This is a genomic window from Nocardioides caricicola, assembly GCF_039541135.1.
Lineage (GTDB): Bacteria > Actinomycetota > Actinomycetes > Propionibacteriales > Nocardioidaceae > Nocardioides > Nocardioides caricicola.
This window is the reverse complement of the sequence record NZ_BAABFQ010000010.1, coordinates 278,635-304,306: the sequence shown is the minus strand read 5'-3', so window position 1 is coordinate 304,306 and position 25,672 is coordinate 278,635. Positions and strand designations below refer to the sequence as shown.

The 25,672-nt window shown below is 72.1% G+C and carries 24 protein-coding genes; 18 read left to right on the top strand and 6 right to left on the bottom strand.

Going from position 1 to position 25,672, the window contains the following annotated elements:
- Positions 1 to 141: 141 nt before the first annotated feature.
- Positions 142 to 1,548 carry a hypothetical protein gene (locus ABD875_RS22335; RefSeq protein WP_345182505.1) on the top strand — a complete coding sequence of 469 codons (1,407 nt, stop codon included), beginning with the start codon at positions 142 to 144 and terminating at the stop codon, positions 1,546 to 1,548.
- Positions 1,549 to 1,554: 6 nt separating this feature from the next.
- Here ABD875_RS22335 and panB read toward each other — a convergent pair whose 3' ends face one another.
- Both panB and ABD875_RS22325 read right to left on the bottom strand, forming a co-directional pair.
- Complete coding sequence (gene panB, locus ABD875_RS22330; protein ID WP_345182503.1) at positions 1,555 to 2,406, bottom strand: 3-methyl-2-oxobutanoate hydroxymethyltransferase; 852 nt, start codon at positions 2,404 to 2,406, stop codon at positions 1,555 to 1,557.
- 102 nt (positions 2,407 to 2,508) lie between these two features.
- Positions 2,509 to 2,970: a VOC family protein gene (locus ABD875_RS22325; RefSeq protein WP_345182501.1), complete on the bottom strand. Its 462-nt coding sequence runs from the start codon at positions 2,968 to 2,970 to the stop codon at positions 2,509 to 2,511.
- A gap of 102 nt (positions 2,971 to 3,072) precedes the next feature.
- Between ABD875_RS22325 and ABD875_RS22320 the strand changes: the two genes are divergently transcribed.
- The 14 genes from ABD875_RS22320 to ABD875_RS22255 all read left to right on the top strand — a co-directional run bounded on the left by ABD875_RS22320 (position 3,073) and on the right by ABD875_RS22255 (position 18,181).
- Positions 3,073 to 3,564: a SigE family RNA polymerase sigma factor gene (locus ABD875_RS22320; RefSeq protein ID WP_345182499.1), complete on the top strand. Its 492-nt coding sequence runs from the start codon at positions 3,073 to 3,075 to the stop codon at positions 3,562 to 3,564.
- Positions 3,561 to 4,712, top strand: a complete 1,152-nt coding sequence (locus ABD875_RS22315) for a WD40 repeat domain-containing protein (RefSeq protein WP_345182496.1) — start codon at positions 3,561 to 3,563, stop codon at positions 4,710 to 4,712. Before ABD875_RS22320 ends, ABD875_RS22315 begins: the two co-directional genes overlap by 4 nt.
- Complete coding sequence (locus ABD875_RS22310; protein WP_345182494.1) at positions 4,709 to 5,755, top strand: hypothetical protein; 1,047 nt, start codon at positions 4,709 to 4,711, stop codon at positions 5,753 to 5,755. Before ABD875_RS22315 ends, ABD875_RS22310 begins: the two co-directional genes overlap by 4 nt.
- A 21-nt stretch (positions 5,756 to 5,776) precedes the next feature.
- A complete protein-coding gene (locus ABD875_RS22305) occupies positions 5,777 to 6,526 on the top strand; it encodes a class I SAM-dependent methyltransferase (protein ID WP_345182492.1) in 750 nt (249 codons plus the stop codon).
- A 28-nt stretch (positions 6,527 to 6,554) separates the two neighbouring features.
- Entirely contained in the window at positions 6,555 to 8,597 is a 2,043-nt protein-coding gene (locus ABD875_RS22300) for an NAD(+) synthase (RefSeq protein WP_345182490.1), read from the top strand.
- A 52-nt stretch (positions 8,598 to 8,649) separates the two neighbouring features.
- Complete coding sequence (locus tag ABD875_RS22295; protein WP_345182488.1) at positions 8,650 to 9,264, top strand: hypothetical protein; 615 nt, start codon at positions 8,650 to 8,652, stop codon at positions 9,262 to 9,264.
- A 51-nt stretch (positions 9,265 to 9,315) separates the two neighbouring features.
- Positions 9,316 to 10,653 carry a glutamine synthetase family protein gene (locus ABD875_RS22290; protein WP_345182486.1) on the top strand — a complete coding sequence of 446 codons (1,338 nt, stop codon included), beginning with the start codon at positions 9,316 to 9,318 and terminating at the stop codon, positions 10,651 to 10,653.
- On the top strand, positions 10,653 to 11,015 hold the full coding sequence (locus ABD875_RS22285; RefSeq protein ID WP_345182484.1) for a hypothetical protein: 363 nt from the start codon (positions 10,653 to 10,655) through the stop codon (positions 11,013 to 11,015). The genes ABD875_RS22290 and ABD875_RS22285 overlap by 1 nt, the downstream gene beginning before the upstream one ends.
- A complete protein-coding gene (locus ABD875_RS22280; protein ID WP_345182481.1) occupies positions 11,012 to 11,740 on the top strand; it encodes a type 1 glutamine amidotransferase in 729 nt (242 codons plus the stop codon). Before ABD875_RS22285 ends, ABD875_RS22280 begins: the two co-directional genes overlap by 4 nt.
- Positions 11,737 to 14,718, top strand: coding sequence for a bifunctional [glutamine synthetase] adenylyltransferase/[glutamine synthetase]-adenylyl-L-tyrosine phosphorylase (locus ABD875_RS22275; RefSeq protein WP_345182479.1), 2,982 nt, complete (start codon positions 11,737 to 11,739; stop codon positions 14,716 to 14,718). Before ABD875_RS22280 ends, ABD875_RS22275 begins: the two co-directional genes overlap by 4 nt.
- 20 nt (positions 14,719 to 14,738) lie before the next feature.
- Positions 14,739 to 15,425 carry a hypothetical protein gene (locus ABD875_RS22270; RefSeq protein ID WP_345182477.1) on the top strand — a complete coding sequence of 229 codons (687 nt, stop codon included), beginning with the start codon at positions 14,739 to 14,741 and terminating at the stop codon, positions 15,423 to 15,425.
- Between the two features lie 87 nt (positions 15,426 to 15,512).
- The gene (locus ABD875_RS22265) at positions 15,513 to 16,913 is read left to right on the top strand and encodes a PepSY-associated TM helix domain-containing protein (protein ID WP_345182475.1); all 1,401 of its coding nucleotides are present in this window, start codon (positions 15,513 to 15,515) and stop codon (positions 16,911 to 16,913) included.
- 36 nt (positions 16,914 to 16,949) lie between these two features.
- A complete protein-coding gene (locus ABD875_RS22260; protein ID WP_345182473.1) occupies positions 16,950 to 17,567 on the top strand; it encodes a flavodoxin family protein in 618 nt (205 codons plus the stop codon).
- Positions 17,564 to 18,181: a methyltransferase gene (locus ABD875_RS22255; RefSeq protein ID WP_345182471.1), complete on the top strand. Its 618-nt coding sequence runs from the start codon at positions 17,564 to 17,566 to the stop codon at positions 18,179 to 18,181. The genes ABD875_RS22260 and ABD875_RS22255 overlap by 4 nt, the downstream gene beginning before the upstream one ends.
- Here ABD875_RS22255 and ABD875_RS22250 read toward each other — a convergent pair.
- Entirely contained in the window at positions 18,174 to 18,350 is a 177-nt protein-coding gene (locus ABD875_RS22250) for a CDGSH iron-sulfur domain-containing protein (RefSeq protein ID WP_345182469.1), read from the bottom strand. The two genes, ABD875_RS22255 and ABD875_RS22250, sit on opposite strands and share 8 nt — an antisense overlap.
- Positions 18,347 to 19,303 carry an iron-containing redox enzyme family protein gene (locus ABD875_RS22245; RefSeq protein ID WP_345182467.1) on the bottom strand — a complete coding sequence of 319 codons (957 nt, stop codon included), beginning with the start codon at positions 19,301 to 19,303 and terminating at the stop codon, positions 18,347 to 18,349. Before ABD875_RS22245 ends, ABD875_RS22250 begins: the two co-directional genes overlap by 4 nt.
- Positions 19,304 to 19,332: 29 nt before the next feature.
- On the opposite strand from ABD875_RS22245, the gene ABD875_RS22240 reads away from it, so the two are divergent.
- The 3 genes from ABD875_RS22240 to ABD875_RS22230 are packed head-to-tail and all read left to right on the top strand — an operon-like array spanning position 19,333 to position 21,901.
- A complete protein-coding gene (locus ABD875_RS22240) occupies positions 19,333 to 20,280 on the top strand; it encodes a TIGR03557 family F420-dependent LLM class oxidoreductase (RefSeq protein ID WP_345182465.1) in 948 nt (315 codons plus the stop codon).
- A gap of 1 nt (position 20,281) precedes the next feature.
- Positions 20,282 to 20,728: an SRPBCC family protein gene (locus ABD875_RS22235; protein WP_345182462.1), complete on the top strand. Its 447-nt coding sequence runs from the start codon at positions 20,282 to 20,284 to the stop codon at positions 20,726 to 20,728.
- 21 nt (positions 20,729 to 20,749) lie between these two features.
- Positions 20,750 to 21,901: a hypothetical protein gene (locus tag ABD875_RS22230; RefSeq protein WP_345182460.1), complete on the top strand. Its 1,152-nt coding sequence runs from the start codon at positions 20,750 to 20,752 to the stop codon at positions 21,899 to 21,901.
- A gap of 9 nt (positions 21,902 to 21,910) precedes the next feature.
- Here the strand turns inward: ABD875_RS22230 and ABD875_RS22225 are convergent, their stop codons facing one another.
- Positions 21,911 to 23,029 (bottom strand): HNH endonuclease, encoded by a 1,119-nt coding sequence (locus tag ABD875_RS22225; RefSeq protein WP_345182458.1) that lies wholly within the window; start codon positions 23,027 to 23,029, stop codon positions 21,911 to 21,913.
- A 360-nt stretch (positions 23,030 to 23,389) separates the two neighbouring features.
- Positions 23,390 to 25,651 (bottom strand): catalase, encoded by a 2,262-nt coding sequence (locus ABD875_RS22220; RefSeq protein ID WP_345182456.1) that lies wholly within the window; start codon positions 25,649 to 25,651, stop codon positions 23,390 to 23,392.
- Positions 25,652 to 25,672: the final 21 nt, after the last annotated feature.

Sequence of the window (25,672 nt, the reverse complement as noted above, 5' to 3'; positions counted from 1 at the left end):
ATGAGGGCAACCCCCGTCGGCCGGAACACCCGGCCAACAGGGGGCTTGGACACGGACGTCCAACTGCGGGCAACCGCAGGCAGCGTGCACGGATGCTTGATCAGCCCTGCTCCGTCGCGCTTTGCGTGATGGGAGGATGGGATGCGCAAGCACACGCTGCCACTGCTTGCGACGACTGTTGTGGTCGTCGCGCTGATCGCGGGCGTGGACACCGCGAGCCAGGCCCGGACGGCCGAACCCGCCCACTCCGCCGCGGGCCCAGCCGCGAGCCCCGACCTGGCATCCGTCATCGGCCCCGTCGCGCCGGCACCCGTCCTGCGTGCCACCCGCGTGCAGAAGCTCGACCCCTGGGAGGCGCGCAACGCGCACGGCATCCCCCGGGCGATGTCGTCGAAGGGCTGGGGCGACCGGCCGTCCAGCGGCTCGATGATCGGGTGGGAGAGGTGGACCTACCCGAGCTTCCCGATCGCCTGCTCGCCGGCGAGCTCACCGCTGCCGGCGTACCAGGTCATCTGGGCGACCAACGCCTCGCGGCCGCGGACCGACACCGTCCTGGACACCGCTCCCGAGCTCGTCTGGGAGACGTTCCGCCGGGCCGCCTCGGTCTTCGCCGCCAGCAACAACGCCGCGATCCGGACCCAGCGCGACCTCGAGCACTCGCTGGCGCCGCGGTTCGTGACCACGAGGACCGCCGACGGCTGCCGCCCGGACATCGACCGGGTCGAGGTGCCGGCGGACGTGCTCGCCCGCGAGGACATCCAGAACTGGGTGAACCCCGCGACCGGCAGGCGCGAGATGGGACTCTGGCCCTACCTGGAGGCGCACGGCTACCCGGCCCGCAACGACCGCCGCTACGTCGTGATCGTCGACGACGTCCGCGCGGCCGACCACCGCAGCAACGGGATGAAGGGCCACGCGGTGATCCCGGCGAACACCGGCGGCTACGCGCCGACCGACCTGGACCCGGGCCCGCAGAACCGCAACAACGCGGGCGGCACGTGGCTGACGCTCTTCACCAGCGGCAGCCGCGCCGACTTCCGGGCCGGCGGGGGCGAGTTCGGCCCGGCGCTGGCGCACGAGCTCACGCACACGCTGGGCGCCGCGCTCGAGGGCTCGCCGCACTACAACGAGCAGTCCTACGGGCACCCGTCCGACTGCGCCGACCTGCTCTGCTACAACAACTACGAGCAGGCCGGGCAGCACTACACCGCGTGCTCGAAGGCGCGCCAGGACAGCTACCGGTCGTTCTGGGCCGTGTGGGGCAGCGAGAGCAAGGCCGCGGTCCGGCTGGACTGCAACCGCGACGACTACTTCGCCCGGTACGCCGACGGCTCGGGCGAGAAGCCGTGGGCCGACGAGCGCTGGTCGGCGTCACGCAACACGTTCCTGTGGGGCAACCAGGGCCGCGCCGGCTACACCGGCCCGCCGTTCACGAACCCGAACATCCCTCCGTCGTGCCTGTACCTGCCGGACGGCTACTGCCCGCCCGGCGTCAGCGTCGGGGCGCTCATCGAGCAGGATCCCCGGCCCTGGGTCACCGTCCACTAGCAGGCACTAGAAGGTGTGCTCGGCCTCCGGGAACGTGCCGGCCTTGACGTCGGCGGCGTAGTCGCGAGCGGCCTGCAGGAGCACGCCGTGCAGGTCGGCGTACTGCTTGACGAAGCGCGGCATCCGGCCGGTCCGCAACCCGAACGCGTCCTGCCACACGAGCACCTGGCCGTCGCACTGGACGCCGGCGCCGATGCCGATCGTGGGGATCGACACCGCCGCCGTCACCTCGGCGGCGACGTCGCCCGGGACCATCTCCATCACGACGGCGAACGCGCCAGACTCCTCCATCGCGATCGCCTCCTCGACGACCAGCTTGGCCGCATCGCCGCGGCCCTGGACCCGGTAGCCGCCGAGGTTGTGCTCGGACTGCGGGGTGAAGCCGATGTGCGCCATCACCGGGATGCCGCCCTCGGTGAGCTTGCGGACCTGGGGCGCCATCTCCACACCGCCCTCGAGCTTCACCGCGTGCGCGTTCGCCTCCTTCATGAAGCGGACGGCAGTGAGGTAGGCCTGCTCGGGTGAGGCCTGGTACGACCCGAACGGCAGGTCGGCCACGACCAGGGCGCGGCGCGCGGAGCGGGTGACCGCGCGCACCAGCGGGATCAGCTCGTCGACGGTCACCGGGAGCGACGTCTCGTTGCCGAACACGTTGTTCGAGGCGCTGTCGCCGACGAGGAGGACCTCGATGCCGGCCTCGTCGAACGTCTGCGCGGCGTACTGCTCATAGGCGGTGAGCATTGCGAACTTCTCGCCGCGCTGCTTCATCTCGCGCAGGTGGTGGGTGCGGATCCGCTTGATCTGCGGTGCTTCGGCCTTGGCCGGACCGGTGCCGTACGGCGCGGTCTCCTCGCTCATGGATGTCTCCCTGAGATGTCATCTCGCAGCTCCCTGATGGAGTCCACGGACCACCGTCAGGCTAGCCCCGGAGCGAGCGGACGTGCCCTGTGTCCCTGCTCACTACGACACGGCGTCCGCGGCGGCCTCGAGCTCGGCGATCACGATCTTCTGCTGCTTCATCATCGCCGCGGCTGCGGCCTGCGCCCGGGCCGGGTCGGGGTCGGAGACCAGCTCGTAGAGCCGCACCGGCACGATCTGCCAGGACAGCCCGAACTTGTCCTTCAGCCAGGCGCACTGGTCCGGTGTGCCTCCGGCGACCAGCGTGTCCCAGTAGTAGTCGACCTCGGACTGGTCGGCGCAGTTCACGCTCAGCGAGACCGTCTCGGTGAAGCCGGCGTGCACCGGGCCACCGTTGATCCCGCGGAACGGTCTGCCGTCCAGGGTCCACTCGGCGGCGAGCACGCGGCCGTCGGGGTAGTGGGAGACCCCGCAGATCTCCGAGTTGGGGAACACCGCGGTGTAGAACTCCACGGCGTCCATGAGGTTGTCGTCGAACCACAGGCAGGTGCTGATCTCGGGCATACCGCTCTGACCGGCGCGCGGTGGCGGACTCATCGGGAGGCCATCGGGGAAACTCGTGCCAACCGGATGCGCGTGCCGTGCGTTCTCCCGGTGAGGAGGCCGATGGACGAGCAGGAGTTCACCGCGTGGGCAGCCGGCGTCGAGCGCTCGCTGCTGCGTTCGACGTACCTGCTCACCGGAGATCTCCACCGTGCAGAGGACCTGGTGCAGGAGGCGCTCGTGAAGGTCGCGTTGCGGTGGGACCGTCTGCGTGACGGCAACCCCACGGCGTACGCCCGCACGATCGTCGTGCGCGACCACATCTCGTGGTGGCGCCGACGCCGGCGGGAGTTCCCGGTCGAGGAGCCGTTCGGCGGCGCGGCGGTGTCGTCGGACCCCGACACCGCGATGGTCGTACGCCGGGCGCTGCAGCGGCTGACGCCCGGGCAGCGTGCCGTCGTGGTGCTGCGACACTTCGACGACCTGTCGGTCGAGGAGACCGCGGCGATCCTCCGGGTCGCGCCCGGCACCGTGAAGAGCCAGAACGCCGCCGCGCTCGCCCGGCTGCGCGACGGCGCGCCCGAGCTGCTCTCGTTGATCGGGAGGGCGCCATGACCGACCTCCGCGACCTGCTCGACCTGGCGACCGACCGGGTCGAGGCCACCGGCGGCGCCGCCGCGGCCCTGAGCTCGGCCCGCCGCCGACGTACCGCCCGCCGCTCGCTGGCCGCGACGGCGACCGTCGTGGTGCTGGTCGCCGGTGTCGCGCTCGTCGGGCGGATCGGTGGCGACCAGACCGTGGAACCGGCTCCGGCCCCGACGAGCACCCCGACGACCGTCCCCGTCGCGCCCGCGATCGCGCGGTCGGCGATCCAGCCCGTGTGGGACCCGCGCGGCGCCGAGGGCCTGCCGGTCGTCGAGCTCGGGGTTCCGCGGGTGATGGAGTCGCTGACCCCGGGCACGGTCACGCGCCCGGTCGCGGTGCTCGACGACGGGGCACGCGCGGTGCTGGTGTCGGCCGACGGGTACTCGGAGGAGCTGGCGTTGCCCGACGGGCTGGGGAAGGCGCGGACCGTGACGATCTCGCCGGACGGCCGGCGGCTGGTCGCGGCCGGAGAGTCGGGGTTCTTCTGGCGAGAGCTCGACGGCGAGTGGCGTGAGGTCGACGGCGTTCCCGGCGAGGCGCAGCTGACGTGGGTGCCCGACAGCTCCGGCGTGGTCGCGCGCGGCTGGCCTCGCGCGGTGCGCGTCGACCTGGAGGGCGGCACGGTCGAGGAGTTGTCGTACCTCAAGGGCGCCTCCCACATCGCCTTCGGCCCGGACGGGCGGATCATCGGCACCGACCCCGAGATGGTGGTCGAGTGGCTCGACGACCAGGAGCTCGGTCGCTACCGCAAGGGGTCGCTGGAGGGCCTGATCCTCCCAGCGGTCGGCGACGACGCCATCGCGTTCACGCGTGCGAATCTCGTTCTCGGGAACCAGCCGGCTGACCGCGACGGCATGGTCGTCGTGGACCGCGAGACGCTCGATACCCGTGCCTACCTGCCGGTCCCGGACGACCACGACTACTACGCCCACGCCGAGGAGCTGCGCCCGCTCACCTGGCTGAGCGACGACGTCCTCGCCTTCACGGTCCTGCCCCTGGACGCACCCAAGGAGTACCTGCTCACCTGGAACGTCGAGACCGGCGAGCTCTCCCGGGTCTCGTGCTGGCTGTCCTCCGAGACCGCCGTGTTCGCGACTGACCTGCTGGGTCCGTCGTGAGGGTCCGGGTGCTCGTCCTCGCCCTCCTGCTCACCGCCTGCACCTCGAACGAGCCGCCCGAGCCGGCGCCGGCACAGAGCAACAGCGCGCCAGCCGTGCAGAAGCCGTGGGACCCGCGCGACGTGGACGAGCTGCCGGCGGCCGCCGACGACGTGGCGCCCGGACTGCCCGCTCGCGTCGAGCCGCCCGACGCGGCGCCGACCCTCGCGACGAAGCCGCTGTCCGCGGCGGTGCTGTCGGTCGACCGTCGCGACGGCCGGATCCAGCTGCTGGGGGTGGACGGCTCCTGGCGGGAGGTGCGGCTGCCGAACCCGCACGGACGCCTCGCGCTGTCGCGCGCGCTGCTCTCGCCCGACGGCACCCACCTCGCGGCGCTGCTGGACGACGGCATCGAGGTCTGGGACCTGCCGACCGGCGAGCGGAGCAGGCTGTCACTGCCGGCCCGGTTCGAGCCGTGGGACTACTCCTGGATCGGGTGGGTCGACGACGACGCGCTCCTGCTCGACGACCTGAAGGCCGGCTGGCGGATCGACACGATCACCGGGGTCGCGGACGCGGTGCCGTACCCGGCCGGGATGAGCTTCGGTTGGACCCTCGATGACCGCGGCGCGGTCGTCGAGGTCGACGACCCGGCCGAGGGCGACGTCCTCACCGACTGGGGTGGCGGCGTACGACGCTATGTCGACATGTCCACGACCGGCCGGCTGTCGTCGATCCAGGCCAGGGGAGACACGGTCGTGGGAACGTCGTACGACGACGGCGAGTTCGCGGTGTACGACGCCGACCGGTCCGACCTCTCGCCGCGCCACCGGCTGCGGGTTCGTGACCACCAGGGGAACTACAGCAACTGGGGGCTGCGCACGGTGCGGATCCTCGACGACGGCAGCGTGCTGCTGTGGGTGGCCGTGCCGAGCCGCCGCTCCGACGTCGACGGCTGGCGGATCGTCCGCTGGGTGCCGAGCACCGACCGGCTCGAGGTCGTGACGACGAGCCAGGGCGACCCGAGCGAGCCGATGACGTTCGCCTCCGACCTGCTGGACTGAGACCAGGTCTACAGTCGGGACGTGGCCTTCGACGTCGCCGCGGACCGCTACCACCGGTTCATGGGGCGCTACTCCGAGCCGCTCGCGGACCAGTTCGTCGAGCTGGTGGGGGTACGCGGCGGCATGCGCGCCGTCGACGTCGGCTGCGGGCCGGGTGTCCTGACCGCGCGCCTCGTGGAGCGGCTCGGCGCCGACCACGTCGCGGCGCTCGACCCGTCGCCGCCGTTCGTGGCCGCGGCGCGCGAGCGCTGCCCGGGTGTGGACGTGCGCGAGGGGACGGCCGAGCGGCTGCCGTACGACGACGGCGCCTTCGACGTCGCGCTCACCAACCTCGTCGTGCACTTCATGTCCGACCCGGTCGCCGGGCTCGCCGAGATGGGCCGGGTGGCCGGCGCCGTCGGCGCGACGGTCTGGAACCACGCGACCGGCACCGGACCGCTCTCGACGTTCTGGCAGGCCGCCAAGGACCTCGACCCGGACGTCGCGGACGAGGCCGCGTTGCCGGGCACCGGCGAGGGCGACCTGGGGGCGCTCGCACGGGAGGCCGGGCTGCGCGACGTCCGCGAGGGCACCCTCACCGTCGTGGTGCCGTACTCCGGGTTCGACGAGTGGTGGGAGCCCTACACGCTCGGCGTCGGGCCCGCCGGCGATCACGTCCAACGCCTCGACGAGGCCGGCCGGGAGCGGCTCCGCACCCGCTGCGCCGAGCTGCTCCCGGACGGCCCCTTCGAGATCTCCGCGACCGCGTGGAGCGTGGTGGCGCACGCATAGGTGCAGCCCGCGTGGGAAACTCCGGGACGTGGACTTCTACTCCGCCTACGCGCACGGGTTCGCCCGCGTCGCGGCCTGCACGGTGCCGATCCGGGTCGCGGACCCGGCGATCAACGCCCGCATGGTCCTGGAGCAGGCCCGCGCCTGCTCCGAGGACGGCGTCGCGGTCGCGGTCTTCCCCGAGCTGTGCCTGAGCGGGTACGCCATCGACGACCTGTTCCTCCAGGACACGCTGCTCGACGCGGTGACCGACGCGATCGCCGAGATCGTCGCCGCGTCCGAGGGCCTGGCGCCGGTGCTGGTCGTCGGCGCGCCGGTCGCCCACGGCAGCCGGGTGCTCAACTGCGCGGTCGTCATCCACCGGGGCCGGATCCTCGGCGTCGCGCCGAAGTCGTACCTGCCGACGTACCGCGAGTTCTACGAGCGCCGCTGGTTCGCGCCCGGCGACGACGTCCGGGGTACGACGGTGCTCGCCGGCCAGGAGGTCCCGATCGGGCCGGACCTGCTCTTCGAGGCCGTCGACGTGCGCGGCCTGGTGCTGCACGTCGAGGTCTGCGAGGACATGTGGGTGCCGGTCCCGCCGAGCGCCGAGGCCGCGCTCGCCGGCGCGAGCATCCTCGCGAACCTCTCCGGCAGTCCGATCACCGTCGGCCGCGCCGAGGACCGGCACCTGCTGGCCCGTTCGGCGTCCAGCCGCTGCCTCGCGGCGTACGTGTACGCCGCCGCCGGGCAGGGCGAGTCCACGACCGACCTGTCGTGGGACGGGCAGACGATGATCTACGAGCACGGCCAGCTGCTCGGCGAGACCGAGCGGTTCCCCGACGGCCCGCGTGCCGCGATCGTCGACATCGACCTCGACCGGATCCGCCTGGAGCGGTTGCGGACCGGCACGTTCGACGACAACCGGCGTTCGCTCGCCCCCGAGTTCCGCACGGTCGAGTTCGAGCTCGCGCCGACCACGGCCGACATCGGGCTGCGCCGCAAGGTCGACCGGTTCCCGTTCGTGCCCGACGACGCCGACCGGCTGGCCCAGGACTGCTACGAGGCCTACAACATCCAGGTCTCCGGCCTCGAGCAGCGCCTGCAGGCGATCGGCGGGGCGGACTTCCAGCCGAAGGTCGTCATCGGCATCAGCGGCGGGCTCGACTCGACCCACGCCCTGATCGTCGCCGCGAAGGCGATGGACCGCCTGGGCCGCGACCGCAGCGAGATCCTCGGCTTCACGCTGCCGGGCTTCGCGACCGGTGACACCACCAAGAGCTACGCATGGGGCCTCGCGAAGTCGCTGGGCATCACCATGCAGGAGATCGACATCACCGACGCCGCGCGGGCGATGCTCACCGACCTCGACCACCCCTACGCGAAGGGGGAGGAGGTCTACGACATCACGTTCGAGAACGTCCAGGCCGGTCTGCGCACCGACTACCTGTTCCGCCTCGCCAACCACCGCGGCGGGATCGTGCTCGGCACCGGCGACCTCTCCGAGCTCGCGCTGGGCTGGTGCACGTACGGCGTCGGCGACCAGATGTCGCACTACAACGTGAACGCCGGCGTGCCGAAGACGCTGATCCAGCACCTCATCCGCTGGGTGATCAGCACCGGGCAGTTCGACGAGGACACGAACGCCGTCCTGCTCGACGTCGTCGGCCAGGAGATCACGCCCGAGCTGATCCCGACCCGTGAGGACCACCTCCCGCAGTCGACCGAGCAGTCCGTGGGCCCGTACTCCCTGCAGGACTTCACGCTCTTCCACGTGCTGCGCTACGGCTACGCGCCCAGCAAGATCGCGTTCCTCGCCTGGCACGCCTGGCACGACGCCGAAGCCGGCGAGTGGCCGCCGAACTACCCCGACGACCGCCGCGTCGAGTTCGACCTCGCGACGATCCGGCAGTGGCTCGAGGTGTTCGTACGCCGGTTCTTCGCCAGCCAGTTCAAGCGGTCGGCCCTGCCCAACGGCCCGAAGGTCAGCGCGGGCGGGACCATGTCGCCGCGCGGTGACTGGCGGATGCCGTCGGACGCCAGCCCGGCGGCCTGGCTGGCCGAGATCGAGGCCAACGTCCCGACGTCCTGAGGCGCCCCGCACCGGCATGCAACCGCGTGGCGGGTCCGGGCGTATCCCCGGCATGAACACGAACCTCCTCCGTCTCGGCGCGGCCACCGCCGTCGCCGCCACCGCGTTGGCTGCAGCCCCCACCGGCTCGGCGACAGCCGACCAGCCGCGGGAGCGGCGTACCACCACGATCACCTTCGAGGTCCCCGACTGCGACGGCTGCACGCTGCAGCTCCAGAACGGCCGTTGGGACGAGGACGCCCGGTGGGGCGTCCGCGTCTGGACGGGCAAGGAGAAGGAGGTGCAGGACGGCACGGTCCGCTTCACGGTCCCGACCCGCAGGACCCACGGCCTCTCCGTGCTCGTCCGCGCTCCGTGGGAGGGCCACACGGGCTACGTCACGACCGTCGCGATGCGCTACGCGCGGCAGCAGGCCGGCGACGTGGTCGGCTTCCGCGAGGCCCGGCACACGCGCAACGCGTCGGCCTGCTGGGCCGGCACCGGCGCGGGGAAGGTCACGATCCCGGTCACGGTCCGCAAGGTGCGCGTCGACGGCGTGCACGAGCGGGTGGACGGCTCCATCGCCTACGCGACCACCACCCAGGAGTGGATCGACCCGATGCGCGCGGCCTGGGACGGCGTCCTCGGCTCGCAGGACGCGAACATCTGCGGCGACCGCCCGTCCTGACACACCCGGACACCCGCAGCCCCTGGCGGCAGCCACCACTAGGCTGCCGTCATGGGCAAGCAGGAAGACTTCGTTCTCCGCGCACTCGAAGAGCGCGACGTCCGGTTCGTCCGACTCTGGTTCACCGACGTCCTGGGCTTCCTCAAGTCCGTCGCGGTGGCACCGGCCGAGCTGGAGGGCGCGTTCGCCGAGGGCATCGGCTTCGACGGCTCGGCCATCGAGGGCTTCGCCCGGGTGTACGAGGCCGACATGCTCGCCAAGCCGGACCCCTCGACGTTCCAGATCCTGCCGTGGCGCGGCGAGGGGCCGTCCACGGCGCGGATGTTCTGCGACATCGAGATGCCGGACGGGTCCGCGTCGTACGCCGACCCGCGGCACGTGCTCAAGCGGACCCTCTCGAAGGCCGCCGACAAGGGCTTCACGTTCTACACCCACCCCGAGATCGAGTTCTACCTGTTCAAGAACCCGCCGGAGCCCGGCGTGGAGCCGGTCCCGGTGGACCGCAGCGGCTACTTCGACCACACCGCGCAGTCGATGGGCGCGGACTTCCGCCGCGAGGCGATCACCATGCTCGAGGCGATGGGCATCTCGGTGGAGTTCAGCCACCACGAGGGCGGCCCGGGCCAGCAGGAGATCGACCTGCGCTACGCCGACGCGCTCAGCACCGCCGACAACATCATGACGTTCCGCACGGTCATCCGTGAGGTCGCCCTGAGCCAGGGCATCTGGGCGACGTTCATGCCCAAGCCGTTCACCACGCACCCCGGCTCGGGCATGCACACCCACGTGTCGCTGTTCGAGGGCGACCGCAACGCCTTCTTCGAGGCCGGTGCGGAGTACCAGCTCTCGAAGACCGGCCGGCAGTTCATCGCGGGCGTGCTCAAGCACGCGCCCGAGATCAGCGTGGTCACCAACCAGTGGGTGAACAGCTACAAGCGGCTGATGTTCGGTGGCGAGGCGCCGTCGTACGTCTGCTGGGGGCACAACAACCGCTCCGCGATGATCCGGGTCCCGATGTACAAGCCCAACAAGGGCCAGTCGACCCGCATCGAGCTGCGCACGATCGACGCCGCCTGCAACCCGTACATGGCGTTCGCCGTGGTGCTGGCCGCCGGGATGAAGGGCATCGAGGAGGACTACCCGCTGCCGCGCGAGGCGGAGGACGACGTCTGGTCGCTCACCGAGCGCGAGCGGACCAGCCTCGGCATCGAGCCGCTGCCGAAGAGCCTGTCCGAGGCGATCGTGGTCGCCGAGCGCTCCGAGCTCCTCGCCGAGACGCTGGGGGAGCAGGTCTTCGACTTCTTCCTGCGCAACAAGCGCTCCGAGTGGGAGGACTACCGCGGTCAGGTGTCGGCCCACGAGCGTGACCGCATGCTCCCCGTCGTCTGATGACCGACGACTTCCTCACGGAGTCTCGGGCGAGGTCACTGCGCCGGCTGCTGTTCGTCGTCCTGGTCTTCGCGGTGGTGCTCGTGCTCGCCGCGGTGCCGCTGATCCTGGGCGGCGACTACGTGCGGTACGGCGTGCTGGTCCTGGGTCTGGGCGTCTGCCTCGGCGGCCTCGGATGGTGGTCCCGCGCGGCCGTCGCCGCGGGTGCGCCGAACGCGCGCCGGCTCGTGCTCGTCACCGCCGTGCTGACGTTGCTGTTCTCCGTCCCGCTGATCGGGCTGTTCTACGTCGGCCTGCTCACGGCCATCACCGGCATCGGCCTGCTGTTCGTCACCCTGTCGCAGGAGCGGCAGGCGCCGTGACGACCCGGCCGACGGTGCTGGTCATCGAGCACGACGCCGAGTGCCCGGTGGCGCTGGTCGGTGACTGGCTCGACGGCGCGGGGTGCGACGTCGTGGTGTGCCGGCCGTACGCCCAGGACGTGCTCCCGGCGACCGCGACGTACGACGCCCTGCTGGTCCTCGGGGGCCCGATGGGCGCGAACGACGACGCGAAGCACGCCTGGCTCGGGCCGGTGAAGGAGCTGGTCCGCGCCGCCCGCGACGCACAGGTCCCGACCCTCGGCATCTGCCTCGGCCACCAGCTGATCGCGGCAGCGCTCGGCGGGACCGTCGAGCGGAACCCCCGCGGCCAGCAGGTCGGCCTGCTCGGCGTCGGGTGGACGGCCGCGGCCCGCGAGGACCGGCTGTTCGGGCCACTGGCCAGCCCGCGCCGGGGTGTGCAGTGGAACGACGACGTCGTGACCCGCCTCCCCGACGGCGCGACGCTGCTGGCCGAGACCGAGCACGGCGAGGTGCAGGCCGCGCGCTTCGGGCCGCTCATGTGGGGGGTGCAGCTGCACCCCGAGGTCGACGTACCGGTCCTGCGCCCGTGGGCGGAGGACGACCGCGGCTCGCACGAGACCCGCGGCATCGACACCGACGGGGTGCTGCGCGACATCGACGCCGCGAGGGCCGAGCTCGACGACGCCTGGCGGCCGCTCGCGGAGGGCCTCGCCGAGCTGGCGAAGGAGCGCTTCGGGGGATGAACCGGCCGGTCACCAGTGCGGGCAGCCTGACGCGGCTCGGGTTCCTCGACCCGGACGCCGCGGTCGCGGCGCTGCGCCGGCTGGGTGACGCGGCCGAGCCGCTGGCGGCCCTGATCGCGCGCACGGCCGACCCCGACGAGGCGCTCGCCGGCCTGGTCCGGCTCACCGAGGTCGTCGGTGAGCCGCGCGACCTGCTCGACGCGCTGGTCGACGACGAGGGCACCGCGATGCGGCTGCTGTCGGTGCTGGGCGCCAGCGAGGCGCTCACCGACCACCTGGTCCGGCACCCCGAGCAGTGGACCCAGCTGAGCGACCCGACGCTCGGGTCGACACGGCCCGCGGCGTGGGCCGTGCGGGCCGCGCTGCTGCAGGCCGTGGGCGCCGACCCGGCCTCACCCGCGCCGACCGCGACGCTGCCCGACGCGGAGGCCGTCGACGTGCTGCGCGTGGAGTACCGGCGCTGGCTGCTCCGGCTGGCCGCGCGCGACCTCACGCACCACCTCGCCGTCGACGACGCCGCGGCCGAGCTGTCCGACCTGGCCGCCGGGACGCTCGAGGCCGCGCTGGCGATCGCCCGGCAGCGCGTCGGCGCCGACGCCGGGCTCGCCCGGCTCGCGGTGATCGCGATGGGCAAGTGCGGCGGGCACGAGCTCAACTACGTCTCCGACGTCGACGTGATCTTCGCCCACGCCCCCACCGAGGCGGGGGAGGACGACGACGCCGGGACGCTCCGCGCGGCCACCCAGCTGGCCAGCCACCTGATCCGGATCTGCTCCGACCACACCGCCGAGGGCACGATCTGGCAGGTCGACGCCGCGCTGCGCCCGGAGGGCAAGGCCGGCCCGCTGACGCGCACGATCGCCAGCCACCGCGGCTACTACGAGCGCTGGGCGAAGACGTGGGAGTTCCAGGCGCTGCTCAAGGCGCGCCCGGTCGCTGGGGACCTCGAGCTCGGGCAGGAGTTCGTCGACGAGACGACCCCGATGGTCTGGTCGGCGGCCGAGCGCGACGGCTTCGTCGAGGACACCCAGGCGATGCGCCGGCGGGTGGTGGAGCACATCCCGGCCAAGGACGCCGAGCGCCAGCTCAAGCTCGGCTCCGGCGGCCTGCGCGACGTCGAGTTCGCCGTCCAGCTCCTGCAGCTCGTGCACGGGCGCGCCGACGAGCGGGTCCGCCCGCCCACGACCCTGAGCGCGCTCGCCGAGCTGACCAACGGCGGGTACGTCGGCCGCGAGGACGGCGAGGCGCTGCACGAGGCGTACGCCTTCCTCCGCACGCTCGAGCACCGGATCCAGTTGTACGGGCTGCGGCGCCTCCACGTCGTGCCCGAGGACGAGATCGCCCTGCGCCGCCTGGGTCGCAGCATGGGCTTCATCAAGGACCCGGTCGGTGTGCTCAACAAGACCTGGCAGCACCACCGCCGCGAGGTACGCCGGCTGCACGAGAAGCTCTTCTACCGCCCGCTGCTGTCCGCGGTCGCGAAGATCCCCGGCGACGAGGCCCGGCTCTCGCCCGAGGCGGCCGAGAAGCGGCTGGCCGCCCTCGGCTTCCTCGACCCGCAGGGCGCGCTGCGGCACCTGGAGGCGCTCACCGCCGGCGTGACCCGGGCCGCGCAGATCCAGCGGACGCTGCTGCCGGTGCTGCTCGGGTGGTTCGCCGACGCTCCCGACCCGGACGCCGGGCTGTTCGGGTTCCGGCGGATCAGCGAGTCGCTGGGGTCGACGCCCTGGTACCTCGCCACCCTGCGCGACGAGGGGCAGGTCGCCGAGCGGCTCGCGAGGATCCTCGCGACCTCGCGCTACGCCACCGACCTGCTGGAGCGTGAGCCCCAGGGGGTGCGCATGCTCGGCGGCGAGCTGGCGCCGATGTCCGCGGAGGCGCTCACCGAGGAGATGCTCGCGTCCTCCGGGCGCCACGACGAGGCCGAGGCGGCGGTGCTCGCCGTCCGTGGGGTCCGCCGTCGCGAGCTGCTGCGGATCGCCTCCGGTGACCTGCTCGGCCTCATTGACGTCGCCGACGTGGGCGCGGGACTGTCCCGCCTGACCGACGCCACGCTCGAGGCCACCCTGGACGTCGCCGGGCGGTCGGTGCGCCGCCAGCGCGACCTCGACGCCGCGCCCACCCGGATGGCGATCATCGCGATGGGCCGATACGGCGGGTTCGAGCTGTCCTACGGCAGCGACGCCGACGTGCTGTTCGTGCACGAGCCCGAGCCGGGCGCCGACCCCCAGGTCGCCGCGTCGTACGCCCAGGCCGTGGCCAACGAGCTGCGCCGGCTGCTGGCGATCGCGGGGCCCGACCCCGCGCTCGAGGTCGACGCCGACCTGCGCCCGGAGGGCAAGCAAGGCTCGCTGGTGCGCACCCTGGACTCCTACGCCGCCTACTACGCGAAGTGGTCGAAGGTCTGGGAGGCGCAGGCCCTGCTGCGCGCGGACGCGATCGTCGGCGATCCGGAGGTGCGCCGGCGGTTCACCGAGATGATCGACCCGTTGCGCTACCCGCCGGAGGGCATCAGCGCGGACGACATCTTCGAGGTCCGCCGGATCAAGGCACGCGTCGACGAGGAGCGGCTGCCGCGCGGCGCCGACCCGCACACCCATCTCAAGCTCGGCCGCGGCGGGCTCGCCGACATCGAGTGGACCGTGCAGCTGCTGCAGATGCGGTACGCCGGCTCGGTGCCCGCGCTGCGCACCTCGCGCACCCTCGAGGCGCTGGCGGCCGCGCGCGAGGCCGGCCTGATCGACGAGGACGACGCCTCGGTGCTGGCGCAGAGCTGGCGCCGGGTCAGCCGGGTCCGCAACGCGGTGACGCTGGTCCGCGGCAAGCCGAGCGACGAGCTGCCGCGCGACGTCCGGGAGCGCGCCGCGGTCGCCAGCATCCTCGGCTACCCGGCCGGGTCGTCGGACGCGATGGTCAACGACCAGCTGCGCTACACCCGGCTGGCCCGTGCGGTGGTCGAGCGGATCTTCTGGGGCTGAGCGTGCGAGAATCTCGACCCATGGACTCGAGAATGGATCCCGCGCTGCTCTGGGCGCGCGCGTTCCTGCTCGCGTTCGTGGCGTGCTTCCTCGGCGTCACCGGCCACGTCACCGCCGACGGCCTGCTGCCCGGCCCGGGCTGGCTGGTCGTGCTCCTCGTCGTCGGCACCCTGCTCAGCCTGCCGCTGCTGGCGCGCCCGGCCTCCGGGCTGCGGCTCGTGGTCCTGCTGGTCGGCGGCCAGACCCTGGTGCACCTGTTCCTCACCGTGACCGCGGGCCACACCGGTGACCGCGTGGAAGCCCCGGTCGCGCACCACTCCGGGCGGATCCTGCCGACGGTCGACGGGCACCGGATCGGGACCCTGCAGGACCAGTACGACGCCATGATCGGCTCCGCGACCGCCCAGCCGGCGCTCCCGGTCGGGCACCTCGTCAGCGACCTGTCGGCGCACGCGCCGATGATGGCCGTCCACCTGCTCGCCGCGGCCCTGGTCGGGTTGTGGCTCGCGGTCGGGGAGCGGTCGCTGTGGACGCTGGTCGCGCTCGCGACCGCGGTCCTGCTGCGGCTGGTCACCCCGCTGCTCCCCGTGCTCCCCGAGCGCGGGCTGGTCACCCTGCCGGCCGAGCCCGTCGGGCTGGCCGCTCCTCACCGGCTGACCCGGTCCGTCGTACGACGCGGACCACCGGCTCTCCTCGCTGCCGCCTGACGGCAGCACGCACCCACCACCACGCGATCGGCACCCCGGCACCCGGGAGGGCCGGCCGCGCCGTCCTGCGTTGTCTCGAGGAGACCCATGACCGACGTTCTCGCGCCCGGACGGGCGCCCAGACCCGAGGCGCCACGCCCCAGGAAGAAGGGCTCCGGCCTGTTCCGGGCCGCCTGGCGCTGGCACTTCTTCGCCGCCTTCCTGGTGGCCCCGGTGCTGCTGGTGCTCGCCAGCACCGGGCTGATCTACCTGTTCCGCTTCCAGATCGAGCCGCTGCTCCACCACGACCTGATGCGGGTCGAGCAGCAGCAGAACACGATCGCGCAGCCGTACTCCGCGCAGCTCGCCGCCGTCGAGAACGCGTTCCCCGACGCGACCGTGGTGTCGATGACCGAGCCCGGCGCCGCCGACGAGAGCACCCGGTTCTCGCTGGCGATGCCCGACGGCTCGGCCCGCGACGCCTACGTCGACCCGTACGGCCCGACCTACCTCGGCTCGCTGAACCCGGACACCACGCTGTCCGGCTACGCCGTCCGCCTGCACGGCGAGCTGATGGCCGGGAGGTACGGCGACCTCGTCATCGAGCTCGCGGCCTGCTGGGCGATCGTGATGGCGCTCAGCGGCTACTACCTGTACGTCAAGGGCTGGCGAGCGCGCCGGCGCGCCAAGCAGAAGCTGCGCTCACGGCACGGCGCGGTCGGGCTGTTCGTCGGGGTCGGCCTGCTGACGCTGGTCGTCACGGGCCTGCCCTGGACCGGCGTGTGGGGCGCGAAGGTGCAGGAGCTCGCGACCGACCGCGGCACCTCGATGTGGAGCCTCGACCACGGCGCGATCAGCGACCCGACCTCGACGCTCGACGAGTCGCTCCCGCACAGCCACGCCACCGACGTGCCGTGGGGGATGGGCAAGTCCGAGGTCCCGACGTCGGAGAAGGGCGACGGCCGCAACGTCGCGAACGTCGACACCGCGGTCGCGGTCGCCGCCGCCGAGGGCCTCCGGCACCCGATGACCGTCGCGCTGCCGGCCGAGGACGACGGGGTGTTCTCCGTGATCGGGTACGCCTTCGACGCGCCGAGCGACGAGCGGACCGTCCACGTGGACCGGTACGGCGGCGGCGTGGTGTCGACGTACGGGTTCGACGACTACCCGGACCTGGCCAAGGTCGTGTCGCTCGGCATCGGGCTGCACGAGGGCCGGAGCCTGGGGCTGTGGTCCTTCTGGGGCTCGGCGCTGATGTGCCTGGCGGTGATCTTCATGTGCGTCACCGGGCCGTTGATGTGGTGGCGCCGCCGGCCGAAGGGTTCCTCCTCGATCGGCGCGCCGCGCGGGCGGATGCCGCTGCGGGCGACGCCGCTGCTGGTCGTCGCGCTGGTCGCGCTCGGGGTGCTCCTGCCGGTGTTCGGTATCTCGCTGGTCGCGGTGCTGCTGCTCGACCAGCTGGTGCTGCGGCGGGTGCCCGCCCTGTCCGCCTGGTTCGACACCGCGTGACCGCATGTCGGCCGCCAGGGCGGGGCACATGGAGGCATGACCGACGCCTCCCTGCATGCCCTGGTGCTGGTGTGCACCCTCAAACCGTCACCTGCCGAATCGAGCTCGCAGCTCCTGGCCGAGCAGGTGGTGGCGGAGCTCGAGAAGCACGGCGCCAGCGGCGAGATCATCCGCGTGGTCGACCACGACGTCCGGTTCGGGGTCAGCACCGACGAAGGTGACGGCGACGGCTGGCCCGCGATCCGGGCGAAGCTGCTGGCCAGCGACATCCTGGTCATCGCGACGCCCATCTGGATGGGCCAGCCGTCGTCGGTCTGCAAGATGACCCTCGAGCGGCTCGACGCCGAGCTCGGGGAGACCGACGACGAGGGTCGGATGCTCACCGAGGGCAAGGTCGCGATGGTGGCGGTCGTCGGCAACGAGGACGGCGCCCACCACACGGTCGCCGAGGTGCTGCAGGGCCTCAACGACACCGGGTTCACTGCCGCCTCGACGGCCGGGACGTACTGGGTCGGCGAGGCGATGCAGGGCACCGACTACCTCGAGCTCGAGAAGACCCCGGAGAAGACCGCGTCCGCCACCGAGGCGGCCGTGCGCAACGCCGTCCACCTCGCGAGGCTGCTGCGCGACTCGCCCTACCCGGCGTCGGCATGACCGCCGAGCGCGCGGAGACGGTCGCCTTCGGGCCACTGCACATCGCGTTCGACGGTCGGGTCCTGCGCCCGCGCTCCTGGACGCAGGCGCAGTCGACCTGGGCCGCGGAGATCATCGGGTCGGCACCCGCGGGGCAGGTGCTCGAGCTGTGCGCCGGCGCCGGTCACATCGGGCTGCTCGCGGTCCTGGGTTCGACCCGCTGCCTGGTCTGCGTGGACATCGACCCCGTGGCGTGCGAGTTCGCTCGGCAGAACGCCGAGGCGGCCGGGCTCACCAGCCGCGTGGAGGTCCGCCAGGGTGCGATGGACGCCGTGCTGCGCGAGGGCGAGCGGTTCGCCGTGGTCATCGCGGACCCGCCCTGGGTGCGTCGCGACGACGTCGAGCGGTTCCCCGAGGACCCGCTGCTCGCGATCGACGGGGGAGACGACGGCATGGACGTCGCCCGCATCTGCGTCGACGTGGCGCGCCGCCACCTCCTGCCCGGCGGCGTGCTGCTGATCCAGCTCGGGACCGTCGAGCAGGTCGACGCCCTGCGCGAGCTGGAGGACGGCCTCACCATCACCGAGGTCCGGTGGTACGACGACGGCGTGCTCGTGCGGATGGACCTCAGCTAGGCCGCTGGTCGGCCGGCAGCACCTTGTGGGTGCCGTCGCACCACGGGAGGCTCGCGGACTTCTCGCACCGGCAGACCGCGGCAACGGGCCGCGTGCTGTCGGGGTGGTCGCGCACGAGCATCGGCCCGCCGGGGCAGACGATCACGTCGGGGTGCTCGTAGGTGCTCATGCGGCCTTCTCCTCGACGCCCCACCGGGCGAACATCGCGTGGGCGAACCTGGACTCGAGATCCAGGCAGGTGAACGCGCCGAACCACACCTCGGTCTCGAGCTCCGGCTCCTCGGCCAGCAGTCCCGCGCAGATCGTGCGGACGGCGAGCTGCTCGTGCACGGCGTCGGCCTCCACGTGCTCGGAGTAGTACTCGACCATCTCGTCCGGGAAGTCGAGCCGCCTCAGGCCCTCGGCCATCCGGCGCGACGGGAGCGAGCTGGTCGCCTCGAACGCCGCCAGGTGCCCGAGCGCCGCCCCGCGCAGCCGGCGGTGCAGGCCGAACAGTGACAGCGTGTTGTTCTGCTCGAGCGCCTCGAGCGGCACCGCGTCGAGGTGGGCGTCGTACGACGGCTCCAGGCCGCTGGCCTCCATGCCTGCCTCGAAGAGGTGGTGGTGGAGACGGTTCGGGTCGCCGCCGCCGTACTCGTCGTACTGCAGCTCCATCAACGCAGCCTTCGCGCGCACCCCGAGCCGCGGTACCAGCCAAGCGACGGGGTCGGACTCCTTGAGGTGGTAGATCGAGCGCACGGCGAGCAGGTCGAGGACCTGGTCGCGGCTCGCGTGCCGGTGCACGTGCCGGGCCAGCGAGGGGCCGTCCTGCTCGTCGATCCAGTCGAGGGCGTCATCGACGAACGAGACACCCTGGGGGGCGTGGAAGCGGGAGCGCAGCCGGTCCTCGAGGTCGGCCTCCAGCTGTCGGCGCAGCCGCAGCAGCTGCGGGTCCCACTCCAGGGCGTCGTCGACATCCGTCAGGCCGCGGTAGTGCAGCTCGTGCAGGATCCACAGCGCGAGAGCGGCGTCCTCGCCGGTGGCCTTCGCCGCCAGGCCGCGGAAGTCGCTGGCGGAGCGCAACGCGGTGAAGAGGTGCTCGGTGAGTTCGCCCCGAGGACGGGGGAGCGTGGTCGATCGCATGCCGGTCCGTACCCCGGGTACCTGCCGGTATGCGCATCGGATATTTCCTGTCGGCGGAGGAGTACGAACCGGCCGAGCTCATCGCTCAGGCCAGAGCCGCGGAGGAGGCGGGCTTCGAGGCCCTCTGGATCAGCGACCACTTCCACCCGTGGAACAACGAACAGGGCAACAGCCCACTCGTGTGGAGCGTGATCGGCGCGATCAGCCAGGTCTGCAAGCTGCACGTGACCACTGCGGTGACCTGCCCGACGACCCGGGTCCACCCGGCCGTCGTCGCCCAGGCCGCCGGCACCTGCGCCGAGCTCCTCGAGGACCGCTTCACCCTCGGTGTCGGCACCGGCGAGGCGCTCAACGAGAGCATCCTCGGCGGGCCGTGGCCCACCGCCGACGTACGCCTCGAGATGCTCGAGGAGGCCGTCGGGCTCATCCGCGAGCTCTGGAAGGGTGAGGTCGTCAACCACCGCGGGCGCTACTACACGGTCGAGCATGCCCGGATCTACAACGTCCCGGACGTGCCACCCGAGATCTTCGTCTCGGGCTTCGGGCCCAAGGCCGTCGACCTCGCCGGCCGCATCGGGGACGGCTACATCAGCACGTCGCCCGACCCGGAGCTGCTGGACCGCTTCCGCTCGATCGCCGATGGCCGCCCGTCGCAGGCCGGCGCGAAGGTGGCGTTCGCGCCGACCAAGGAGGAGGGCTGGGAGCACGCGCACCGGCTGTGGCCGAACGCCGGGCTCCCGGGCGAGCTCGCCCAGATCCTGCCGACTCCCGAGCACTTCGAGCAGGCCACCGAGCTGGTGACGATGGACTCGACCCGCGACTCGGTCGTGGCCGGTGACGACCCCGAGGACCACCTCGACCAGATCCGGCAGTACGCCGACGCGGGCTACGACGAGCTCTACATCGCGAACATGGGCCCGCACTATCTCGAGATGATCGAGTTCTACGGCACGCACGTCCTGCCGAAGGCCAGCTGACATGGCGACCACGACGCGGGTCATGAAGGCGACGCCCGAGCAGGTCTGGGACGTGCTGGCCGACGGGTGGCTGTACCCGCTCTGGGTGGTCGGCGCCTCGCGGATGCGCGAGGTCGACACCGACTGGCCGGAGCTGGGCTCCCAGCTGCATCACTCGGTCGGCGCCTGGCCGTTGCTCGTCGACGACAACACCCAGGTCGTCGAGGTCGTCCCGGGCCGGTCGATGACCCTGCATGCGCGAGCCAGGCCGAGCGGCGTCGCGGCGGTGAAGATCACGCTCGAGCCGACCGGCGAGCACACCCGCGTCGTCATCGAGGAGGACGCGATCTCCGGCCCGGCCCGGCTGGTGCCGCGACCGGTCCGAGAGCCGGGGTTGAAGTGGCGCAACACCGAGAGCCTGCGCCGGCTGGCCTACCTCGCGGAACGCCGGTCCGCGCGCGACGACTGACGGCTGCTGCTGGAGGAGGTCGTGCCGAGATTCCGCGAGGTCGAGTTCTGGCCGTCGACCGGGCACAAGGGCAAGCGTTGGACCGATGAACCCGCGACCGATGCCTGGGTGAAGTCGGCCAGGCGGGTGTCGGAGCTGTACAGCGAGGCCCTCGACTCCGTCGGTCTGACCGGTCCGGTCGGGTTCATGCGCTTGATGACGTTCCCACTGATCGGCGAGGACGATGCGGTCCGCGCTGAGGTCCACCTCGACGGATCCGCCGGCTGGGAGTCGGGTGTCGTCCGGGTGCCGCCGAGCGTTGCTCACCTGTCAGCGGGCACCCGGGCACGGATGGTCTTCGACGTTCTCCACGGTGCCGTCTGCGAGCTGGCGCCGCACCGGGGCTGGGAGCCCGAGGACCTGGCGGCGGTACGGGACTACGCACTCGCGCGAGACCTCCGCTTCCAGTGGGCCACCCCGTGGAAGGCGAACCGGCAACGGTCCCTGCAGGCTCGTGCCTTCTTCCGGCTCGAGGACGACGGCTACGGTCGCGCCGTCATCGAGGTGCGGGACCGCACGACCGAGGAGCTCGTGGCGCGCTCGGACGATGCCCTCGCCTTCAGCACCCTGGCGGGCTTCAAGCGGGCCGCCAGGACGCTGACCTGGATCGACCGTGGCACGGTCGAGCTCGTTCCCTACAGCGACCTCCTGGGGCGCGCGGACGGCGTACTCCGGCTGGACCCCGCCCGAGGCGTGCAACCGCTCCGCGGCCTCGACGCCGACGAGCTCGTCACCGAGGAACACCGTGTCCCGGTGGTGGTCTCCGGGAAGTGGGAGGTCCCCGACGGGCCGTCGATCCGCGTCATCGGGGGCGGGCCGACGAACGGCGTGCCCGACGCCTACCTGGAGGAGTTGGATCGCTGCCTGGACGCGGTCGAGCGCGACTACCTCGAGTGGTGGGCCGGCGCCGACCGCCAACAGCTGGAGCTCTGGTACGACTTCGGCGACGGCCCCGAGGGTCCGGTCACCCGACGCGTGGGGAAGAAGCTGGTCGCGCGCATCCGTCGTGCCCCGGCCACCATCCGGCGCGCGGCCGACCCGGGCGAGCTGGCGCGCGCAGACGTGCACGAGCTGATGGACGTCGTGGGCGACAAGATGAAGCTGGGACCGCAGCCGGGCTTCCGTCCGGAGTAGGCCGAGGCGCTATTGGCGTCGGTGGAAGGTGACGTCGCCGTTGGGTAGGTACGTCGTCTCGTAGGACGCGTCGTGTGCCCGTTGGTGGTGCCAGTGGCACAGCGTGACGGCGTCCTTGACGTTGGTGTGGCCGCCGTCGGCCCAGCGGGTCTTGTGGTGGGCGTGGAGGCTGTGGGTGCGGTCGCAGCCGTCGGCGCGGCAGCCGTGGTCGCGGGCGAGCAGGGCGTAGCGCTGTGCCTTGGTGTGGAGGCGCCGTCCGCGGCCGATGTCGAGGGGCATGGAGTCGCCGCCGAGGACGAGGGGGATGATCTCGGCCTCGCAGGCCAGGCGTCGGGCGAGTGCGGGGCTGATCTTCTCGCCGGTGTCGAGGACGCCGGCCTTCTCGACACGCCCCTGAAGTGAGTCTTCGTCGATGAGGACGAGGAGGGTGGCGGGGAGTCCGCCGGTGTGGGGGAGCTTGTTCTTGGGGTAGCGGGCGATGAAGTCGCACAGCGCTTGTCCGAGGCGTTCGGGGGTGGGTCGGGGTGCGGGGTCCTTCGTGTTCGTGATGGCAGCGAGGAGGATCTTGCGCAGGTGGGCGCCGGCGATGGTGGGGATGGTGAACCGGCCGCGGGTCTTGCCGTGTCCGTCGTCGTACATGGACAGGTGACAGGCCTTGGCGGCGGCGTTCTCCTCGGCCTCGAGGACCGCGGCCTCACGTGCGTCCGCTTCGTCGGGTGCGATGACCTCGAACAGCCGCTTCCCCAGCACGCGTAGGGCTTTGGCGTCGTGGTGCTGCGCTTCGGCGAGCAGATGTGCTTCGGCCCGCTGGGCATCTAGGCCGCCGGGGAGCTGGTCGACCGCGTGCACGATGACGCGCGCCTGGTCGAGCAGCACGTCGCCGTGGGCGAGGGCATCCCGCGTCAGCGGGTGCGCTTCCAACGCGTGGCCGAGCTTCACCGTGCCGGCCGCGGCCGGTCGGGTGGTGTTCGTGGTGTGCGCCAGCCAGCTCGCCGCGCTTGACGCACCGACCTCCTGCCCGACGCGGAGGTCGTCGGCGTGCGCGGCGACCCGGCCCTTGAGCTCGGCGACCTGGGCCTCCAGCCGGGTCAGCTCGATCAGGGTCTGGGCGGTCTCGGCGGCGTCCATCGACCAAGGGACCACCGACAGTCAGACCCCGAAATCCCCTTGTTTTGACAGGGTCTGGGCAACTATCCGATATATCTCCGGGGTGGTTTCGAGGCTCGCTCCGCTCGCACCTCAACCACCGAACACCACTCACCACCCGCGGTGGTTTCAAGGCTCCCTTCGAGGCTCGCTTCGCGCGCACCTCAACCACCGGCCCTAACGGTGGTTGAGGTGTGAGGAGCGCCAGCGACGAGCCTCGAAACCACCACTCATCACCCGCGGTGGCTTCAAGGCTCCCTTCGAGGCTCGCTGCGCTCGCACCTCAGGACAAGCGCGCCGCTCGCACCTCAACCGCCGCCGGAGCCGACCGGGCCAGCGAGTTCAGGACTGAGGGAACCTCTCCCACACCCGGTGGAACGCCATCTGCTCTTGCACGCCGGTGAGCACATCGGGACCGCTGCCGCCGCGGACGACCCCGGGCGCCTCGGTGATGCCGGCGGCCTCGAGGGCGGCGACGCCGTCGCCCCAGGCGCCGATCACCTTGCAGTGCCGGAACGCCTCCTCGAGCAGCAGGACCACGCGCGGGTCGATGGCCGCGCTGGACGCCGCCCCCGCTTTGGCGTCGCGGGCCGGGAGCGCGTCGGGCGCCGGCACCGGGGCCCCGGCGAGCAGCACGGCGTCGAACTCGACAGACCGGGCGGTCGCGAAAGTCCGCTGGACCGGGAACCCGCCGACCTCGCCACCGTGCGGGCCGATCAGAAGGGGCACCATGCCGGCGCCGAAGGTCGCGGAACGCACCGCCGAGAGGGCCGACAGGTCACCGTCCGGGTCGACGACGATGCCGACCATCCGGCCGTCGGGCGGCCAGGCCTCGCCCACCTGCGAGAGCGCGGGGGAGGGGTCGAGGTCGACCAGCTCGATGCTCGGCTGCGGTGCCGGCAGTCCGAGACCGGTCGCCACCTCGGAGCACAGCCGCGCGTCGATGTTCGCCAGGCACTGGAGCTGACGCTCCTTGATCACCTGCTCGTAGCACTTCCCCAGCTCGAACGTGTACGCCCGGATGATGTGCTCCTGCTCGACGGGAGACATGCTCAGCCAGAACTGACGTACCTGGCTGAAGTGGTCGTCGAACGACGCCGGTTGCGCGCGCACCTTGGTGCCCGCAGCCACCTTCGCCGGAAGGTGCTCGAACGAGCCCTCCAGGTCGGCGCCGGCGTGGAACGGGCAGCCGCCGTCGAGCGAGTTCGGCTTGTACGGCGCGACGCCCGCGTGCACGGCGTGCTGGTGGAAGCCGTCGCGGAACATGTCGTTGACCTCGGTGTGCGGTCGGTTCACCGGGAGCTGGTTGAAGTTCGGCCCGCCGAGCCGCGACAGCTGCGTGTCGACGTACGAGAACAGCCGCGCCTGCACCAGCGGGTCGTCGGTCGCGTCGATGCCCGGCACGAGGTGGCCGACGTGGAAGGCGACCTGTTCGGTCTCGGCGAAGAAGTTCGTCGGGTTCGCGGTGAGCACCATCAGCCCGACGGGCTGCACCGGTGCGAGCTCCTCCGGGACGATCTTGGTCGGGTCGAGGAGGTCGATGTCGCCGAAGACCTGCTCGGGGTTGTCGGGGAACACCTGCAACCCGAGCTCGTACGCCGGGTACGCGCCGGACTCGATCGCGTCGTACAGGTCGCGCCGGTGGAAGTCCGGGTCGATGCCGCCCAGCAGCTGCGCCTCCTCCCAGGTGAGGGAGTGCACGCCGAGTCGCGGCTTCCAGTGGAACTTCACCAGCGAGGTGTCGCCCGCGTCGTTCTCGACCCGGAAGGTGTGGACGCCGAAGCCCTCCATGGTCCGGTAGGACCGCGGGATGCCGCGGTCGGACATGTTCCACATCGTGTGGTGCTGGGCCTCGGTGTGCAGCGAGACGAAGTCCCAGAACGTGTCGTGGGCGCTCTGCGCCTGCGGGATCTCCCGATCCGGGTGCGGCTTGCCGGCATGGATGACGTCGGGGAACTTGATGCCGTCCTGGATGAAGAACACCGGGATGTTGTTGCCGACGAGGTCGAAGTTGCCCTCGCTCGTGTAGAACTTCGTCGCGAAACCGCGGGTGTCGCGGACCGTGTCCGCTGACCCGCGCGACCCGAGGACGGTGGAGAAGCGCACGAACGTCGGGGTCTCGACGCCCTCGCGCAGGAACGTCGCCTTGCAGACGCTGTCGGCGTTGCCGTACCCGACGAACACGCCGTGGGCGCCGGCGCCGCGCGCGTGCACCACCCGCTCGGGGATCCGCTCGTGGTCGAAGTGGGTGATCTTCTCGCGCAGGTGGTGGTCCTGCAGCAGCGTCGGGCCGCGCTCTCCGGCCTTGAGCGAGTGGTCGGTGTCGCGCAGGCGTGCCCCGGTCGACGTGGTCAGGTACGTCTCGTGCTGGGCGCGTGCGTCGGGCTTCGCGTCGACCTCGGTGCCCGTCGCGGTGCGCAGCTCGGGAGCGCCCTGGTCGGGCTTCGGGGGCAGCGGCGCGCGCGGCTCCGTCGGCTCCTCGAGCTGCGGCGGCTCGACACCGGGCGCTCCCGGTACCGGCGGCTCGGCCAGCTCGGCTGCTTTCTCCGCGAGCCTCCCGACGACCTTCTCGAACGTGTCCTTGGCGAGCTGTTTGGGGTCCATGGGTTCCTCCCGAGACGGCGG

Excerpts from the sequence above, each read along its gene's own strand:
- ABD875_RS22335 (WP_345182505.1), top strand. The coding sequence starts at position 142 with ATGCGCAAGCACACGCTGCCACTGCTTGCGACGACTGTTGTGGTCGTC.
- panB (WP_345182503.1), bottom strand. The coding sequence starts at position 2,406 with ATGAGCGAGGAGACCGCGCCGTACGGCACCGGTCCGGCCAAGGCCGAA.
- ABD875_RS22325 (WP_345182501.1), bottom strand. The coding sequence starts at position 2,970 with ATGCCCGAGATCAGCACCTGCCTGTGGTTCGACGACAACCTCATGGAC.
- ABD875_RS22320 (WP_345182499.1), top strand. The coding sequence starts at position 3,073 with ATGGACGAGCAGGAGTTCACCGCGTGGGCAGCCGGCGTCGAGCGCTCG.
- ABD875_RS22315 (WP_345182496.1), top strand. The coding sequence starts at position 3,561 with ATGACCGACCTCCGCGACCTGCTCGACCTGGCGACCGACCGGGTCGAG.
- ABD875_RS22295 (WP_345182488.1), top strand. The coding sequence starts at position 8,650 with ATGAACACGAACCTCCTCCGTCTCGGCGCGGCCACCGCCGTCGCCGCC.
- ABD875_RS22290 (WP_345182486.1), top strand. The coding sequence starts at position 9,316 with ATGGGCAAGCAGGAAGACTTCGTTCTCCGCGCACTCGAAGAGCGCGAC.
- ABD875_RS22285 (WP_345182484.1), top strand. The coding sequence starts at position 10,653 with ATGACCGACGACTTCCTCACGGAGTCTCGGGCGAGGTCACTGCGCCGG.
- ABD875_RS22275 (WP_345182479.1), top strand. The coding sequence starts at position 11,737 with ATGAACCGGCCGGTCACCAGTGCGGGCAGCCTGACGCGGCTCGGGTTC.
- ABD875_RS22270 (WP_345182477.1), top strand. The coding sequence starts at position 14,739 with ATGGACTCGAGAATGGATCCCGCGCTGCTCTGGGCGCGCGCGTTCCTG.
- ABD875_RS22265 (WP_345182475.1), top strand. The coding sequence starts at position 15,513 with ATGACCGACGTTCTCGCGCCCGGACGGGCGCCCAGACCCGAGGCGCCA.
- ABD875_RS22260 (WP_345182473.1), top strand. The coding sequence starts at position 16,950 with ATGACCGACGCCTCCCTGCATGCCCTGGTGCTGGTGTGCACCCTCAAA.
- ABD875_RS22255 (WP_345182471.1), top strand. The coding sequence starts at position 17,564 with ATGACCGCCGAGCGCGCGGAGACGGTCGCCTTCGGGCCACTGCACATC.
- ABD875_RS22250 (WP_345182469.1), bottom strand. The coding sequence starts at position 18,350 with ATGAGCACCTACGAGCACCCCGACGTGATCGTCTGCCCCGGCGGGCCG.
- ABD875_RS22245 (WP_345182467.1), bottom strand. The coding sequence starts at position 19,303 with ATGCGATCGACCACGCTCCCCCGTCCTCGGGGCGAACTCACCGAGCAC.
- ABD875_RS22240 (WP_345182465.1), top strand. The coding sequence starts at position 19,333 with ATGCGCATCGGATATTTCCTGTCGGCGGAGGAGTACGAACCGGCCGAG.
- ABD875_RS22235 (WP_345182462.1), top strand. The coding sequence starts at position 20,282 with ATGGCGACCACGACGCGGGTCATGAAGGCGACGCCCGAGCAGGTCTGG.
- ABD875_RS22225 (WP_345182458.1), bottom strand. The coding sequence starts at position 23,029 with ATGGACGCCGCCGAGACCGCCCAGACCCTGATCGAGCTGACCCGGCTG.
- ABD875_RS22220 (WP_345182456.1), bottom strand. The coding sequence starts at position 25,651 with ATGGACCCCAAACAGCTCGCCAAGGACACGTTCGAGAAGGTCGTCGGG.